Origin of the sequence: Achromobacter sp. HZ01, from assembly GCF_003267925.1 — a bacterium.
GTDB classification, from domain to species: domain Bacteria; phylum Pseudomonadota; class Gammaproteobacteria; order Burkholderiales; family Burkholderiaceae_B; genus Achromobacter; species Achromobacter pulmonis_A.
The window spans coordinates 334,283-349,238 of sequence record NZ_LWKV01000001.1 but is presented as its reverse complement, the minus strand read 5'-3'; the positions used below and the strand labels follow the sequence as shown (position 1 = coordinate 349,238).

17 protein-coding genes are annotated in these 14,956 nt (G+C 69.5%); 8 read left to right on the top strand and 9 right to left on the bottom strand.

Going from position 1 to position 14,956, the window contains the following annotated elements; all coding sequences use genetic code 11:
- Positions 1–108 precede the first annotated feature (108 nt).
- The gene (locus tag A6B37_RS01615) at positions 109–1,497 is read left to right on the top strand and encodes an amidohydrolase (protein ID WP_111824720.1); all 1,389 of its coding nucleotides are present in this window, start codon (positions 109–111) and stop codon (positions 1,495–1,497) included.
- A 129-nt stretch (positions 1,498–1,626) separates the two neighbouring features.
- Here the strand turns inward: A6B37_RS01615 and A6B37_RS01610 are convergent, their stop codons facing one another.
- Entirely contained in the window at positions 1,627–2,118 is a 492-nt protein-coding gene (locus A6B37_RS01610) for an N-acetyltransferase (RefSeq protein WP_111824719.1), read from the bottom strand.
- Between the two features lie 103 nt (positions 2,119–2,221).
- Between A6B37_RS01610 and A6B37_RS01605 the strand changes: the two genes are divergently transcribed.
- Positions 2,222–3,025, top strand: coding sequence for an aspartate dehydrogenase (locus A6B37_RS01605; protein WP_111824718.1), 804 nt, complete (start codon positions 2,222–2,224; stop codon positions 3,023–3,025).
- Between the two features lie 10 nt (positions 3,026–3,035).
- On the opposite strand, the gene A6B37_RS01600 is transcribed toward A6B37_RS01605, so the two are convergent.
- Positions 3,036–4,871: an ABC transporter ATP-binding protein/permease gene (locus A6B37_RS01600; protein WP_111824717.1), complete on the bottom strand. Its 1,836-nt coding sequence runs from the start codon at positions 4,869–4,871 to the stop codon at positions 3,036–3,038.
- 80 nt (positions 4,872–4,951) lie between these two features.
- Positions 4,952–5,866, bottom strand: coding sequence for a LysR family transcriptional regulator (locus A6B37_RS01595; protein WP_111824716.1), 915 nt, complete (start codon positions 5,864–5,866; stop codon positions 4,952–4,954).
- Between the two features lie 71 nt (positions 5,867–5,937).
- Between A6B37_RS01595 and A6B37_RS01590 the strand changes: the two genes are divergently transcribed.
- The 5 genes from A6B37_RS01590 (at position 5,938) to A6B37_RS01570 (ending at position 8,934) form a co-directional block, all read left to right on the top strand.
- Complete coding sequence (locus tag A6B37_RS01590; RefSeq protein WP_111824715.1) at positions 5,938–6,774, top strand: amidohydrolase family protein; 837 nt, start codon at positions 5,938–5,940, stop codon at positions 6,772–6,774.
- Positions 6,771–7,760 (top strand): tripartite tricarboxylate transporter substrate binding protein, encoded by a 990-nt coding sequence (locus tag A6B37_RS01585; RefSeq protein WP_111824714.1) that lies wholly within the window; start codon positions 6,771–6,773, stop codon positions 7,758–7,760. Before A6B37_RS01590 ends, A6B37_RS01585 begins: the two co-directional genes overlap by 4 nt.
- 65 nt (positions 7,761–7,825) lie before the next feature.
- Positions 7,826–8,206 carry an RNA-binding S4 domain-containing protein gene (locus A6B37_RS01580; RefSeq protein WP_102772289.1) on the top strand — a complete coding sequence of 127 codons (381 nt, stop codon included), beginning with the start codon at positions 7,826–7,828 and terminating at the stop codon, positions 8,204–8,206.
- A gap of 7 nt (positions 8,207–8,213) precedes the next feature.
- Positions 8,214–8,573: a translation initiation factor Sui1 gene (locus A6B37_RS01575; RefSeq protein ID WP_102772290.1), complete on the top strand. Its 360-nt coding sequence runs from the start codon at positions 8,214–8,216 to the stop codon at positions 8,571–8,573.
- 10 nt (positions 8,574–8,583) lie between these two features.
- The gene (locus A6B37_RS01570) at positions 8,584–8,934 is read left to right on the top strand and encodes a DOPA 4,5-dioxygenase family protein (protein ID WP_111824713.1); all 351 of its coding nucleotides are present in this window, start codon (positions 8,584–8,586) and stop codon (positions 8,932–8,934) included.
- 18 nt (positions 8,935–8,952) lie between these two features.
- Here A6B37_RS01570 and ppk2 read toward each other — a convergent pair whose 3' ends face one another.
- Positions 8,953–9,975 carry a polyphosphate kinase 2 gene (gene ppk2, locus A6B37_RS01565; RefSeq protein WP_246842411.1) on the bottom strand — a complete coding sequence of 341 codons (1,023 nt, stop codon included), beginning with the start codon at positions 9,973–9,975 and terminating at the stop codon, positions 8,953–8,955.
- A gap of 149 nt (positions 9,976–10,124) precedes the next feature.
- Here ppk2 and A6B37_RS01560 point away from each other — a divergent pair, with 149 nt between their 5' ends.
- Positions 10,125–10,592, top strand: a complete 468-nt coding sequence (locus A6B37_RS01560) for a hypothetical protein (RefSeq protein WP_102772293.1) — start codon at positions 10,125–10,127, stop codon at positions 10,590–10,592.
- Here A6B37_RS01560 and A6B37_RS01555 read toward each other — a convergent pair.
- The 5 genes from A6B37_RS01555 to A6B37_RS01535 all read right to left on the bottom strand — a co-directional run bounded on the left by A6B37_RS01555 (position 10,567) and on the right by A6B37_RS01535 (position 14,907).
- Positions 10,567–11,757 (bottom strand): PLP-dependent transferase, encoded by a 1,191-nt coding sequence (locus A6B37_RS01555; protein ID WP_111824711.1) that lies wholly within the window; start codon positions 11,755–11,757, stop codon positions 10,567–10,569. The two genes, A6B37_RS01560 and A6B37_RS01555, sit on opposite strands and share 26 nt — an antisense overlap.
- 21 nt (positions 11,758–11,778) lie before the next feature.
- Positions 11,779–12,435: a methionine ABC transporter permease gene (locus A6B37_RS01550; protein WP_111824710.1), complete on the bottom strand. Its 657-nt coding sequence runs from the start codon at positions 12,433–12,435 to the stop codon at positions 11,779–11,781.
- On the bottom strand, positions 12,413–13,519 hold the full coding sequence (locus A6B37_RS01545; protein ID WP_102772296.1) for an ATP-binding cassette domain-containing protein: 1,107 nt from the start codon (positions 13,517–13,519) through the stop codon (positions 12,413–12,415). Before A6B37_RS01545 ends, A6B37_RS01550 begins: the two co-directional genes overlap by 23 nt.
- Before the next feature lie 3 nt (positions 13,520–13,522).
- On the bottom strand, positions 13,523–14,338 hold the full coding sequence (locus A6B37_RS01540) for a MetQ/NlpA family lipoprotein (RefSeq protein ID WP_111824709.1): 816 nt from the start codon (positions 14,336–14,338) through the stop codon (positions 13,523–13,525).
- A gap of 143 nt (positions 14,339–14,481) precedes the next feature.
- The gene (locus A6B37_RS01535) at positions 14,482–14,907 is read right to left on the bottom strand and encodes a CopD family protein (protein ID WP_246842346.1); all 426 of its coding nucleotides are present in this window, start codon (positions 14,905–14,907) and stop codon (positions 14,482–14,484) included.
- Positions 14,908–14,956 lie beyond the last annotated feature (49 nt).

The following is a 14,956-nucleotide window of genomic DNA, read 5'->3' as shown; positions in this document are numbered from 1 at the left end:
AATCAAAACGGCCTGATTTTAAGCATCCGTAACCAGACGCGACGAGGCTGCGGCGCTCCGGTAAGATCCTCGACCAATAACAGGTTAACAACCACGAGGAGAACAGACATGGCGTATTCCAAAGCCGTGTTCCGCCTGGCGCCGCTGGCGCTGGCCGCACAACTGCTCATGGCCGGCCCGGCAGCCGCGCAGAGCGCGCCCGGCACCCAGGGCCCGCCGGTCCCGGCGCCCGCGCCGGCGCTGGCCGCGCAGATCGACCAGCGCGCCAAGGCCATCGAAGACAAGCTCATCGCGTGGCGGCGCGACATCCACCAGCACCCCGAACTGGGCAACCAGGAACAGCGCACTTCCAAGCTGGTCGCCGACCATCTGCGCGCGCTTGGCATGGAAGTGAAGACGGGCGTTGCGGGCACCGGCGTTGTCGCCCTGCTCAAGGGCGGCAAGCCCGGCCCGGTGGTGGCGCTGCGCGCCGACATGGACGCGCTGCCGGTGAAGGAACAGGTGGATCTGCCGTTCGCATCCAAGGCCAAGGGCACGTTCCTGGGCAAGGAAGTGGACGTCATGCACGCCTGCGGCCACGACGCCCATACCGCCATCCTGATGGCCACCGCCGAAGTGCTGGCCGGCATGAAGGACGAGCTGCCCGGCAGCGTCAAGTTCATCTTCCAGCCGGCCGAGGAAAGCCCGGCCGAATTCGAGCCCGACGGCAAGAAGGTCTGGGGCGCCAAGATGATGGTGCAGGAAGGCGTGCTGGAAAATCCCAAGGTCGACGCCATCTTCGGGCTGCACGTGTCCAGCGCCTATCCGTCGGGCAAACTGTCGTGGCGCAGCGGCCCGGCCATGGCGGCGGCCGACCAGTTCTGGATCGACGTCACCGGCAAGCAGACGCACGGCGCACGGCCGTGGTCGGGCATCGACCCCATCGTGGTCGGCTCGCAGATCATCCTGGGCCTGCAGACCATTCCCAGCCGCCAGATCAACAGCATGCTGGAGCCGGCCGTCATCACCGTGGGCGCGATCCACGGCGGCAACCGCATGAACATCGTGCCCGAAAGCCTCGCCATGACCGGCACCATCCGCACCTACGACGAGGGCATGAAGAAGGACATCCACCAGCGCATCGCGCGCACCGCCGACATGATCGCGCAAAGCGCGGGCGCCAAGGCGGACGTGCGCGTGGTCGAGCTGTACAACGCCACCGTGAACAATCCGGCGCTGACCGAGAAGATGGGCCCGACCCTGCGCCGCGTCGCGGGCGAAGGCAACTACGGCCTGCAACCCAAATCCACGGCGTCGGAGGACTTTTCGTTCTATCAGGAAAAGGTGCCGGGCATGTTCTTCTATCTGGGCGTGACGCCCAAGGGCACGGACGTGGACAAGGCCGCGCCCAACCACTCGCCGCGCTTCTACGTCGACGAGTCGGGCCTGCTCAACGGCGTGCGGGCGCTGTCGAACCTGGCGGTGGACTACATGGCCGAGGCGCAGAAAGGCGGCTGAATGTGGAACGCCGGGCGGCTTTCGCCGCCTGATGGGTTTCGCGCGTTCGATGATTGCGTGCTTGTTCAAGGAATCTCGCGCTGCACCCATCCTACGCCCGGTAAACGGGCCCATCTACGGGATAAGGCGCTAGACGTAGAACGCCGCGTGGTAGGCGACTTCGCCCTGCGCGGGACGCGTGAAGGCCAGCGCCATGAAGTACTCGGGCGGCACGCCCGGATACGTCAGCCCCGGCGTCGCGACGAAGCCGAAGCGGCCGTAGTAGTCCGGCTCGCCCAGTACCACGCAGCCGGCCGCGCCCTGCGCCCGCAGCCTGGCCAGGCCTTCCTGCAGCAGCGCTGCGCCCACGCCGCGGCGCTGCCGGTCCGGCCGCACGGCCAGCGGCCCCAGGCCGTACCAGTCGCGCGAACCGTCGCTCACCGCCACCGGCGAGAACGCGACGTGGCCCACCATCTCGTCGCCGTCCCACGCCGCCAGCGACAGCGTCAGCGCGCCGGCCTCGCGCAGCGCGTCGATGATGCGGCCTTCGGTGTGCTGGCTGTGGGGATGGTCTTTGAACGCGTCCTGCGTCAGGGCGTAGATGGCCTCGCGGTCGCGGGGCGTCTCGGGAAGTATGCGCATGGCGATGCTCCTGCGGTTGTGGCGCCCAGTGTAGCCGCGGCCGCATTGACGCAGGCGCGGCCCGTCGATACAGTGGCCTCACCTCTTACCCTGCGACCATCCCATGAACCCTTACCGCGTCGGCATCGCCGGCTTCGGCGCCATCGGCCAGGCCGTGGCGCAATCCCTGGACGCCGGGCTGCCCGGCCTGGCCCTGGCCGCCGTCGCCGTGCGCGACCCGCAGGCCCCGCCGGCATACGCCTGGAGCGGCGGCGCTCCCGTCTTCACCACCATCGGCGCGCTGCACGAGCATTGCGACGTAGTGGTGGAATGCGCGCCCGCCGCCGTGTTCCGCGACATCGCCGAACCGGTGCTGCGCGCCGGCAAAAAGCTGGTCGTGCTCAGCTCCGGCGCCCTGCTGCGCAACGACGACCTGATCGAACTGGCCCGCGCCCATCACGGCCAGATCGTGGTGCCGTCGGGCGCCATCCTGGGCCTGGACGCCATCACCGCCGCGGCCGAAGGCGTCATCCATTCCGTCACCATGATCACGCGCAAGCCGGTGCGCGGCCTGCTCGGCGCGCCTTACCTGACGGACAACAACATCGACATCGCGGACATCGCCGAACCGCGCCTGATTTTCCGCGGATCGCCGCGCGAAGCGGCTGTGGGCTTTCCCGCCAACCTGAACGTGGCGGTCAGCGTGTCGCTGGCCGGCATCGGTCCCGACAAGACCACCCTGGAAATCTGGGCCGATCCCTCGCTGGACCGCAACGTCCACCGCGTCGAGGTCGTATCCGACTCGGCCTCGTTCTCGATGGAAATCCAGAACATTCCCTCGGCCAATCCCAAGACCGGCCGCATCACCGCGCAAAGCGTGGTGGCCGCGCTGCGCAAGCTGACCGGTCCTCTGCGCGTGGGCACCTGACGCCCGCCGCTCAGGCCGCGGCGCGGTCCGGCTCCGGCTGCCGCGCCCGCGCCTCGATGCGTTCCATGCGCCAGCCGCCCGCGCCGTCCAGCGCCAGCCTGTGCGTATGGAAGGCGTCCAGCGTGCTGCGATGGCCCACGCTGACCAGCATGCAGTCCGGCAGCGCGCCGCGCAGAAGGCCGTACAGCGCGTGCTCCAGGCCTTCGTCGGTGGCCGACGTGGCCTCGTCCAGGAACACGATGGCGGGCCGGTTGAACAGCACGCGCGCGAACGCCACGCGCTGCTGCTCGCCGATGGACAGCGTGCGCGCCCAGTCCGCCACTTCGTCGAGCCGTCCGGCCAGATGCCCCAGGTTCACCTGGCGCAGCGCATCGGCCAGGCGCGCATCGTCCTCCGGCTGCGCCAGGCCGGGATAGGCCACCGCGCCGCGCAGGTCGCCCAGCGGCAGGTAAGGCCGCTGCGACAGGAACAGCGCGTTCGCGCCCTGCGGCCGCCTTACCGTGCCTTCGGCGTATGGCCACAGGCCCGCCAGCGCGCGCAGCAAGGTGGTCTTGCCGCTGCCCGACGGCCCCTTGATCAGCAGGGCCTGGCCCGGCCGCAGCCGCAGGTCCAGGTCGCGCAGCAGCGCGGCCCCGTCGGGCCGGCGCAGCTGCAGGCGCTCGATATCCAGCCCGTCGGGCAGCGTCTCGGTCCGCACGGCGGGCAGCGCGCGGGCGGCCTGGTTGGCGTCCAGGAAGCCATTGAGGCGGTCCAGCGTGGCGCGGTATTGCGCAAAGGTGTCGTAGGAGGTGCGGAAGAACGACAGCGCATCCTGCACCTGCCCGAAGGCCTGCGAGGTCTGGATCACGTCGCCCAGCTTGATGGCGCCGCTGAAAAAACGCGGCGCCTGCAGAATGAAGGGAAACACCACGGCCACCTGGCTGACCGACAGGTTGAAGCCGTCGAACTTCAGGCCCCGGTACACGCGCGCCCACAGGTTGGCGACGTAGGCCGTGAACCGCGTCCAGAGCGTGGCGCGCTCCACTTCCTCGCCCTGGTAGAACGCGACGTTCTCGGCGTTCTCGCGCAGGCGCACCAGCGCATAGCGGAAATTCGCGGTGAGACGTTCGGACAGGAAGTTCAACCGGATCAGCGGCCGCCCGATCCTGAAGGCGAACAGCGTGGCCACGATCACGTAGAGATACACCATGAACACCATGGCGCGCGGGATCTCCACGCCGGCCACCGTGAGCGCGCCCGACAGGTTCCACAGGATGGCCGTAAACGCCACCAGCGACACCACCGCGCTCAGCGCGCCGATCGCCAGCGTGCGCGAGCCGGTGACGAACATGGCGATGTCCTGTTCGATGCGCTGGTCGGGGTTGTCCACCGGCGCATCCAGGAAATGGCCGCGGTAATACGCGCCGGCGCCCAGCCAGTCGCGCGTCAGGCGCTCGTTGAGCCAGACGCGCCAGCGGATGTCGAAGGCCTGGCCGGCGTAGCTGTCGACCAGCGTGCGCGCCACGTGCACGCAGGCCAGCACCGAGAATATGCCCAGAAAGCGCCAGAACGCCGACTGGTCCAGCGCCTGCAGCGCGCTGTAGAAGCCGTTGTACCAGAACGAAAACAGCACGGTCATGCGCACCGCGAACATGGCCAGCAACAGCAGCAGCGCCACGGTCAGCAAGGGCCGCAGGCTGCGGCGCGGATCGAGGTAAGGCCAGGCCAGCCGCCAGAACTTGCGGCCCCAGTCCGTGGTGCGCGCCAGCGCCATCGTGGCCAGCGCCAGGGCGACGGCGCTGATGCCGAACGCCTGCGCGAGCCACAGCGCGCTTTCGGCAAGTTGCTGTTGCCAGTTCAGATCCATGGGCAAAGTCCTCCAACCGTTTCTGGTTAGACGGGAGCTTGCCGCCAGGTTCCGGGGATGGCGGCCGCTTTAAGCCTGGCTTAAGCGTTGCGGCCGGCGCGGCCTTCGATGCGGCCGCCCAGGTCCAGGCTGGCGAACAGATCGGCCAGCGTGGGCACGGAGCGGGCGGGCCAGATCGCGCTCAGGTCGAAGGCGGGCAGGCGCTGGCCGTCGCGCACCTCGCAAAAGCGCACCCCGGCGAAGTTCATCGAGCGTATCCAGCTGGGCAGCAGCGCCACGCCGCAGCCGCCGGCCACGCAGGCCAGCACGGTCAGCGTGCGGTTGGCCTCCTGCGCCACCTGCGCGTCGTGGCCGCCCTTGCGCATGGCGTCGAGAATGCCCGCGTAAAAGGCCGGCAATTGCGCCTGCGGGTACATGACCAGGCCGGCCCGGGCGATCTGCGCCATCGAGACCTTGCCGTCTTCGGCCACCTCCAGCTCGTCCGGCACCGCCGCCACCAGACGGTCGCGCAGCAGCAGCCGCTCGCGCATGCGCCCGCCCACGGCGACCGGCGTGTGCATCAGGCCCAGGTCGATTTCGCCGGTCTGCAAGGCTTCGGCCTGCTCGGCGTTGCTCATTTCGCGCAGGATCACGCGCACGCCCGGCGCCTGCCGGCGCAATTCGCGCAGCGCGCGCGGCAAGGTGTCGAACAGGGCCGAGGACACCAGGCCGATGGTCAGCTGCCCCGCGCTGCCGCGGCCGATCTCGCGCGCCCGTTGCGCCGCCGCGTCGATGCGCGCCACGCTGGTCCGCACGTCCTCCAGTATGGCCAGCGCCGCCGGCGTGGGCGCGGCGCCGCGGCGCGAGCGCTCGAACAGGCGCACGCCCAGATCCTGCTCCATGCGGCCCAGCGCCTGGCTCAAGGCCGGCTGCGCGATGCCCAGCCACTCCGACGCGCGGCTGACGCTGCCGTGGTCCACCACGGCCAGGAAGTAACGCAAGTGCCTGGTTTCCATATCGATTCGATATACATAAAACAGTTTTACCAAATAGAAAACTATACAGCGCGTTCTTAGAATCCCGGCTTATGGACACACGCACCGAGCCGAAATCCGTCGACACCCACGCCCACGTATTCCACCGCGGGCTGGCGCTGGCCGCCACGCGCCGCCACAGCCCCGACCACGACGCCACGCCGGCCGACTACCTCGCCTTGCTGGACGCGCACGGGCTCGGCCACGGCGTGCTGGTGCAGCCCAGTTTCCTGGGGTCCGACAACAGCCACCTGGTCGAGGCCCTGCGCGCCGCGCCCGCGCGCCTGCGCGGCGTCGCGGTGGTGGCGCCCGGCGTCCCCGCCGAACATCTGCTGGCGCTGGCCGAGGCGGGCGTGGTCGGCATCCGGCTGAACCTGATCGGGCTGCCCGTGCCGGACCTGCGCCTGCCCGGCTGGCGCACGCTGCTGGCGCGCGTCAATGCGCTGGGCTGGCACGTCGAAGTGCATCTGCCGGCCGCGCGCCTGCCGGACATCCTGCCGGCGCTGCTGGCCGCGCAATGCCGCGTGGTGGTGGACCATTTCGGCCGCCCCGATCCCGCGCTGGGCGTCGCCGATCCCGGCTTCCAGTACCTGCTGCGCCAGGCCGACAGCGGCCGCGTCTGGGTCAAGCTGTCGGCCCCCTACCGCAACTGGACGGCGTCCGCCTGTACGACGTCCGGGCGGATCGCCGCGCGGCAGCTGCTCGACGCCTACACGGCCGCCCGCCTCATGTGGGGCAGCGACTGGCCTCACACCGAACATCGCCATCTGGCGTCCTATTCCGCCGCAGTCCGGTGGCTGGACGCCTGGATCGACGATCCCGTGCAGCGGCGCATGGTGCTTGCCGACACGCCGCTGCGGCTGTTCAGATTCCAAGGAGACAAACCATGACCCACCTGTTCCAACGCCTGGCGCGCCGCGGCGCCCTGTACGCGGCCGCCGGCCTGCTCGCCGGCGCCGCCGGCGCCGCGAGCGCCGCCTATCCCGAACGCGCCGTCACGCTGGTCGTCACCTATCCGCCCGGCGGCACGGTGGACGTGGTCGCGCGCCTGATCGGCCCCAGGCTGGCCGCGGAACTGGGCCAGCCGGTCGTCATCGAAAACCGCGGCGGCGCCGGCGGCATGATAGGCGGCGCGGTCGTGGCCAAGGCCAAGCCGGACGGCTATACGCTGATGCTGGACGCCTCCAACCACGCGCAGAATCCCGCCCTGCATTCGAAGATGCAGTTCGACACGCTGACGGCGTTCGCGCCGGTGTCCCTGCTGCTGCGCGTGCCCAACGTGCTGGTGGTCACGCCCTCGTACGAAGTGCGCAGCGTGGCCGACCTGATCAGGCTGGGCCGTCCGGGCGCCAAGGAGCACGTGTACTACGCCTCGGCCGGCCCCGGCTCGGCGCAGCATCTGGCCGGCGAACTGTTCAACCTGCTGGCCAAGACCGAGCTGCAGCACGTGGCCTACAAGGGCGGCGGCCCGGCCATGATAGACGTCATGTCGGGCCAGGTTCCCGTGATGTTCGCCAGCATGGGCTCGTCCTGGCAGCATGTGAAGAACGGCAAGCTGCGCGCGATCGCCGTCGGCGGCCTGGAGCGCTCCAAGACCGCGCCCGAGCTGCCCACCATCGCCGAATCCGGCGTGCCCGGCTACGAGACCTACGAATGGAACGCCGTGTTCGCGCCGGCCGGCACGCCGCCCGCCATCGTCGACCAGGTGTCGCAGGCGCTGGCCAAGGTGCTGAAAGACCCCGCCATCGCCGAGCAGCTCGCCGGCATCGGCGCCGAACCCATCGGCTCCACACCGGCCGAACTGGACAGCTTCCGCCGCGCCGAGATCGCCAAATGGCAGCGCGTGGTCAAGGAGGCCGGCCTCAGCCTGGATTGATTGGTGCCGGGCCGGCCGGCCCGGCTATCATCGTCCCTGACACAGCTTTACCGCAGGGACAGGAGATGGACAAGATCCGGCTCGACAAATGGCTTTGGGCGGCGCGTTTCTACAAGACGCGCAGCCTGGCCGTGCAGGAAATCGGCAAGGGCCGCGTGCAGGTGAACGACCAGCCGGCCAAGCCGGCGCGCGAGGTCGCGCCCGGCGACCTCGTCACCATCCGCAAGGAAGACCCCGCGCTGCGCGTGCGGGTCGTGGGCGTGAGCGGCGTGCGCGGCCCGGCGCCGGTGGCGCGCCAGCTCTACGAGGAAACGCCCGACAGCATCGCGGCGCGCGAGCGCGCGGCGGAAATGCGCCGGCTCGCGCCCGAACCGGCGCTGGGCATCGAGGCCGGACGGCCGACCAAGCGCGACCGGCGCCTGATCGACCAGATGCGCGGGAAGTGAGGCCGCCATGAAGAAAAATCCGATGGGCGGCCTGGTCTACTCCACCGATGGCGGGCGCATGTGCCCGCAGTGCCGCCAGCCCGTGGCGCAATGCCGCTGCGACGCGGCGCGCGCCGCGCCGGCCGGCGACGGCGTGGCGCGCGTATCACGCGAAACCAAGGGCCGCGGCGGCAAGAGCGTCACCGTGGTCAAGGGCCTGGCGCTGGACCCGGTTGCGCTGGGCGCGCTGGGCAAGCAGTTGCGCGCGGCCTGCGGCTCGGGCGGCACCGTGAAAGACGGCGTGATCGAGGTACAGGGCGACCATTGCGAGCGCGTCATGGAGGCCTTGCAGAAACAGGGCTACCGCGCCAAGCGCGCCGGCGGCTAGGAGAAAGCACATGAACGATTCATCGCTGGCCGACGTGGCCAGCTGGCATGCCCACGTGTATTTCGACGCAGCCAGCCGGGATGCCGCGCAGGCGCTGCGCGAACGGATCGCCTCGCGCTTCGGCGGCCGGATGGAGCTGGGGCGCTTCCATGAGCGCCCAGTCGGCCCGCATCCGTGCTGGAGCTACCAGATCGCCTTCGCGCCCGGGGACTTCGCCGAGATCGCGACCTGGCTCACGCTGCACCACGGCGGGCTGGACGTGTTCCTGCACCCGAACACCGGCGACTCGCTGCGCGACCACCGCGACCGCGCCGTCTGGATCGGGCGCAGCCATGTGCTCGATCTGCAGGCGCTGGGCTGAACCCGCCGGCCCGTAGCGTCAGAGCGCGCGGCCCACGATCAGCGAATCCAGCGCCAGGGTGGCGTCGTCGCTCCTGCCCTCGTAGGGCAGGCGGTTGAGCACGTAGCGCATGGCGTTGAGCCGCGCGCGCTTCTTGCAGTCGGACTTGACCACCACCCACGGCGCGTCGGCGGTGTCGGTGTGCGCGAACATCGCTTCCTTGGCGCGGGTGTAGTCATCCCATTTGTCCAGGGAGGCCAGGTCCACCGGGCTCAGCTTCCACTGTTTGAGCGGATGGACCTTGCGCTGCTCGAAGCGGCGCAGCTGTTCCTCGCGGCTGACCGAGAACCAGAACTTGATCAGGTGGATGCCGCTGCTGACCAGGTGGCGCTCGAAGTCGGGCACCTGGCGCAGGAAGTCCAGGTACTCCCCATGCGTGCAAAAGCCCATCACGCGCTCCACGCCGGCGCGGTTGTACCAGGAGCGGTCGAACATGACGATTTCGCCGGCCGTGGGCAGGTGCTGCACATAGCGCTGGAAATACCATTGGCCGCGCTCGGTGTCGGACGGCTTTTCCAGCGCGACCACCCGCGCGCCGCGCGGGTTCAGGTGCTCCATCATGCGCTTGATGGTGCCGCCCTTGCCCGCCGCGTCGCGGCCTTCGAACAGGATCACGACACGCTGGCCGGTGGCCTTGACCCAGGCCTGCAGCTTGAGCAGTTCGACCTGCAAACGGTACTTCTGCTTTTCGTAATTGCGCCGCAGCATGCGGTGGCGGTACGGATAAATGCCTTCGCGCCAGTGCGCGACCAGTTCGTCGTCGGGATTGCGCGGCGCCGCCTCGGCCTGCTCGCCGGCTTCCAGCAGCGCGCGGTGCACGGCCTGCGCATCGTCGGGCGACAGCGCCTCGATGAGCGAGCGCAAGGCCTCGTGCGCCTGTTCGGGCGCGCCGGCGGGGCGGCGGCGCGCGATGTCGGCTAGCAGCGCCACGGCCTCCTGGCGCGCGGCGTGCACACGGGCGCCGGCCCGCCTGCGGATCTGCTCCGCGGGCGCGGGCGCCATGTCCTGGTCGATGGCGTCTGGCATCTTGTCCGTCATGGGTGCTCTCCTTGTTATGTGCGTCGTCCGCCTCGCGACGCGGCGGATTGACGTGAATGAAAGGTTGTAGCATCTTTGCGGACTCCGGCTCCGCGCCGTCCGTTATCCGCGCCATGTGGTCATTCATCAAGCGCCTGCTCGCCGGCCCCGCGCCGGCCGAAGATCCGCTGCGCGAAACCCTGAGTTTCGACGACGCCGGCCTGACGCGCGCCAGCGAACTGCTGCGTGCGCTGCGCCAGCGCGAGTTCTGGCCCTGGGACGAGATCCACGAATTCGGCTTTCGCTACACGCAGGCGCTCTACCCCGATCCCTGGGCCGGCGACTACATGGAAGGCCTGTGGATCTTCCGCGTCTGCGGCGACGAGGGCGGACGGATGACGCTGGAATTCGACCAGGACATGCTGGACGCGGAGCGCCTGCCCGACGCGCTGCTGCGCCACCTGCCCGGGCTGGACATGGGCGCGCTGCGCGCCGGCCTGGCCGCCGCCGGCCGCGGCCCGCACAATTTCGAGGCCGAGGGCGACTGGATAGCCTGGCGGCGCGCCGACGCCGCGCCTACACCCGGTCCAGGCCCTGCCTGAGATCGGCCACGATATCCTCGGGCGTCTCCAGTCCCACCGACAGCCGCAGCAGCCCTTCGGACAGGCCGTAGCGCTCGCGGTCCTCGGCCGTGTAGCTGGCGTGCGTCATGGACGCGGGATGCTGGATCAGCGTCTCGGGGTCTCCCAGGCTGACCGCGATGCGGGCCAGTTTCAGGCTGTCGAGCAGCCGGCGCCCGCCCGCCAGCCCGGTCTTCAGTTCGAACGCCACCAGCCCGCCGCCGGCCGACTGCTGGCGCTGGGCGATCTCGGCGCCGGCCGTGTCCGCCAGGCCCGGATAGAACACCTCGGCCACCGCGGGATGGCCGCGCAGCAGTTCGGCCACCTTCCTGGCCGATTCGCTGTGGCGCTCCACGCGCAGTTCCAGCGTCTTCAGGCCGCGCAACACCAGGAAGGCCGTGAACGGCGACAGCGTCGCACCGGTGAAATAGCGCAGGCCCTGCAGCCGGATCGCGTCGACGTGCTGCTTGCGCCCCAGCACCGCGCCGGCCAGCAGATCGCCGTGGCCGCCCAGGTACTTGGTGGCCGAATGCAGCACGAGGTCGGCGCCGTGCTCCAGCGGACGCTGCAGCACCGGCGTGGCGAAGGTGTTGTCGACGATGGTCAGCAGGCCGCGGGCGCGGGCGATGGCCGACACGGCGGCGATGTCCACCAGGCGCAGGTTGGGATTGGCCGGCGTCTCGAAATACACCGCGCGCGTTTTGGGGCCGATGGCGTCGGCCACGGCCTGCGGGCGGGTGAAGTCGGCGAACACCGCGCGCACGCCGAAGCGGGCCAGGCCCTGCGTGAACAGCGTGAAGGCGGTGCCGTAGACGATCTGGTCCACCACGATCTCGTCGCCGCTTTGCAGCAGCGTGAACAGCGTGGCGGAGATCGCGGCCATGCCGGAGGCGGTCGCCACACCGGCCTCGGCGCCCTCCAGCGAGGCCAGGCGTTCTTCCAGCAGCGCCTGCGTGGGATTGCGGGTGCGGCCGTAGACGTAGCCCTGGGCCTCGCCCAGCCTGATCCGGTCGAAGGCTTCCAGGCTTTCCTGGGTGTAGGTGGAAGTCAGGTAGAGCGGCGGCGACAGCGCGCCCTGTTCGTCCAGCGGCTCGTAGCCGAGATGGATGGCGCGCGTGGCGAAGCCCTGTTGCGGAAAATCGGACATCTGGGATTCCTTGTTCGGATATCAGCGTTTGTGGTCGGCGCGGCGCGCCAGCCATTCGCCGGTGAATTGCACGATGGACACCAGCGCGATCAGGATCACGATCACCTCGAACATCACGCGGGTCTCATAACGTTCGTAGCCGTAGCGGATCGCCAGGTCGCCCAGGCCGCCGGCGCCCACCGCGCCGGCCATGGCCGAGGCATTGATCATGGCGATGACGCTTACCGTCATGCCGCCGACGATGCCGGGCAGCGCTTCGGGCAGCAGCACGTGGCGCACGATGTGCCAGCGCCGGCAGCCCATGGCGCGCGCGGCTTCCACCAGGCCGTGGTCCACCTCGTTGAGGCTGACCTGCGCGATGCGCGCGAAGAACGGCACCAGGTTGGCCGACAGCGGCACGATGGCGGCCCAGGTTCCCAGGGTGGTGCCCACCAGCATGCGCGTGAACGGCAGCATGGCCACCAGCAGGATGATGAAGGGAATGGCCCTGAAGGTATTCACCACGATGGACAGCGCCTTGTTCAGACGCGGCAGCGGATAGAGATTGCCCGGCGCGGTGACCGTCAGGACCAGCGCCAGCGCCAGCCCGCAGACGATGGCGATGGCCGCCGCCACGCCCACCATGGTCAGGGTCTGCAGAAACGCCTGCAGGTATTTATCGAACATCGGCAGCGACATAGCCCAGCACCTTTATCTGATCGGCCACCAGCGCGGCGCGCGCGGCCTCTTCCCGTAATGCGCCCGCCGGCACCGACACCAGCAGGCTGCCTTGCGCGTGGCCGCGCAGGCGGTCCAGCCCGCCATGCAGCAGCGTCGCGCCCGGCCCCAGGGCGGCCAGCGCCTGCAGCGAAACGCCGCCCGGCCGGCCCTGCCCCGTGAAGCGCAGGCTCAGCACCGCCACGCCGTCGCGGCCCTGCAGGTCGGGCACCAGCCTGGCCTCCAGGTCGGCCGGCAATCCGTGCTGCAGGGGCCGCAGCAAGGCGCGCGTGGCCTCGGCCTGGGGATTGCCGAAGACACGCCAGACCTCGCCGTGCTCGACCTTGCGCCCGCCGTCGAGCACCAGCACCTTGTGGCAGATCTCGCGGATCACCGCCATGTCGTGCGTGATCAGCACCACCGTCAGGCCCAGCTTGCGGTTGATGTCGCGCAGCAGGGTCAGGATGGACTGCGTGGTCTCGGGGTCCAGCGCCGAGGTGGCCTCGTCGCACAGCAGGATCTCGGGCTCGTGCACCAGCGCCCGGGCGATGCCGACGCGCTGCTTCTGGCCGCCGGACAGCCTGGCCGGATAGACGTCGGCCTTGTCGCCCAGCCCCACCAGCTCCAGCAGCGCGGCGACGCGGGCCCGCGCGGCCGCCGGCTTCACGCCGGCCACGCGCAGCGGCAGCGCCACATTCTCGGCCACCGTCTTGGCCGACAGCAGATTGAAGTGCTGGAAAATCATGCCGATGCGCCGGCGCAGCGCCACCAGGGCGTTCTCGTCCAGCCCGCCCGCGTCCACGCCGTCGATCAGCACGCGTCCGGCGCTGGGCCGCTCCAGCATGTTGATGGAGCGCAGCAGCGTGGACTTGCCGGCGCCGCTGCGCCCGATGATGCCGAATACCGTGCCGCGGGCGATCGAGAACGACACGTCGGACAGCGCCGCAACCGCGCCGCGCGCGCCCTCGTAGCGCTTTTGCAGCCCTTCGAACACGATGTGCTCGTCGCCCGCCGGCAGCGGCGGCGCGGCCGCCGGCTGGGCAATGGAAAACTCATGTTGCATCATGGCTCAGAACACCGGAATCACGGAGCCTTCGAACTTGCTGAGGATGAACTGGCGCACCTCTTCCGAGTGGTAGGCCTTGACCAGCTCCGGCACCCACGGCGCGTTCCGGTCCTGTTCGCGGACCGCAATGATGTTCACGTAGGGATTGTTTTCCTTCTTTTCGACCGCGATGCCGTCGCGCGTGGCGATCAGGCCGGCCTGGTAGGCGAAGCTGTTGACGATGGCGGCGGCGTCCACGTCGGGCAGCGAGCGCGCCAGCACCACCGAGGCGCTCTCCACGAACTGGAGCTTCCTGGGGTTGGCGGTCACGTCGGCCAGGGTGGCCGTGCCGGTGGCCGGGTCGAACCCGTTCCTGAGCGTGATCAGGCCCTGGTCGCGCAGCACCACCAGCGCGCGCGTCTGGTTGCTGGGATCGTTGGGTATGCCCACGCGCGCGCCTTCCGGCAGGTCCTTCAGCGACTTGTATTTGCGGGAATAGAACGCGATGGGCGAAATCAGCGTGTTGGCCACCGGCACCAGCTTGTAGCCGCGCTGGCGGATCTGGTCGTTCAGAAAGGGAATGTGCTGGAAGGCGTTGGCCTCCAGGTCGCCGTTGTTCAGGGCCTCGTTGGGGCTGGCGGTGCCGGTGATGACCACCGGCTCCACGGCCAGACCGTTCTTCCTGGCGACCTGGGCCACCACTTCCCAGATCTGTTCGTCGACGCCCCCGCGCACGCCGACCTTCAGGGGTTTGGCGTCGACCGAAAAGGCCGGGCCGTGGAACATCGCCGCCGAGGCCAGCACCACGCCAAGCAGCTTCTTGAAAATACGGGGAGTCATTTTGGAATCGCCTCTAAGCGGTTATGAGAGAAACGATTCTAGGGACGGACACGCCCGGCGCGAACGAAGACTTCGTTCGGTGCTTATGGCCGGGGCGTTTGGTTATGGCCGCGCGGCATATGCGCGCGGCGCGCCGACAGCGTTCAGAACGGCTTGACGACCACCAGCGCGACGATCGCGGAAGCCGCGACCACGGTGAACGGCGCGTACCAATCGATCAGCGGCGGACGCTGCGCGCCGCCGCCGGCCATGCGGCGCAAGGCCTTGCTCTGGACGCCCAGCAGCGCCGACAGCGCCAGCGCGATGGCGATCTTCACCCAGATCCAGTTCATGATGAACCAGCCGAAGGTCACGGCCAGGTGCAGGCCGACCAGCCAGGCCAGCACCATGGCCGGCGTGGTCACGTACAGGGTCCAGCGGCGCAGCGCGCCGAGCATCCTGCTTTCTTTCGGGGCTTGGCCGCCTTCCTGGGGTTGCGAGGACAGCAGGAACAGCGACACGAACAGCGAGCCGCCCAGCCAGGCGACCACGGCCGCCACGTGGAGCATTTTCAGGAGTTGGTATGTCATGGCCGGCATTATCGCCGCAGGCGCGCGCCGCGGCGAACCGGCTTGCAAC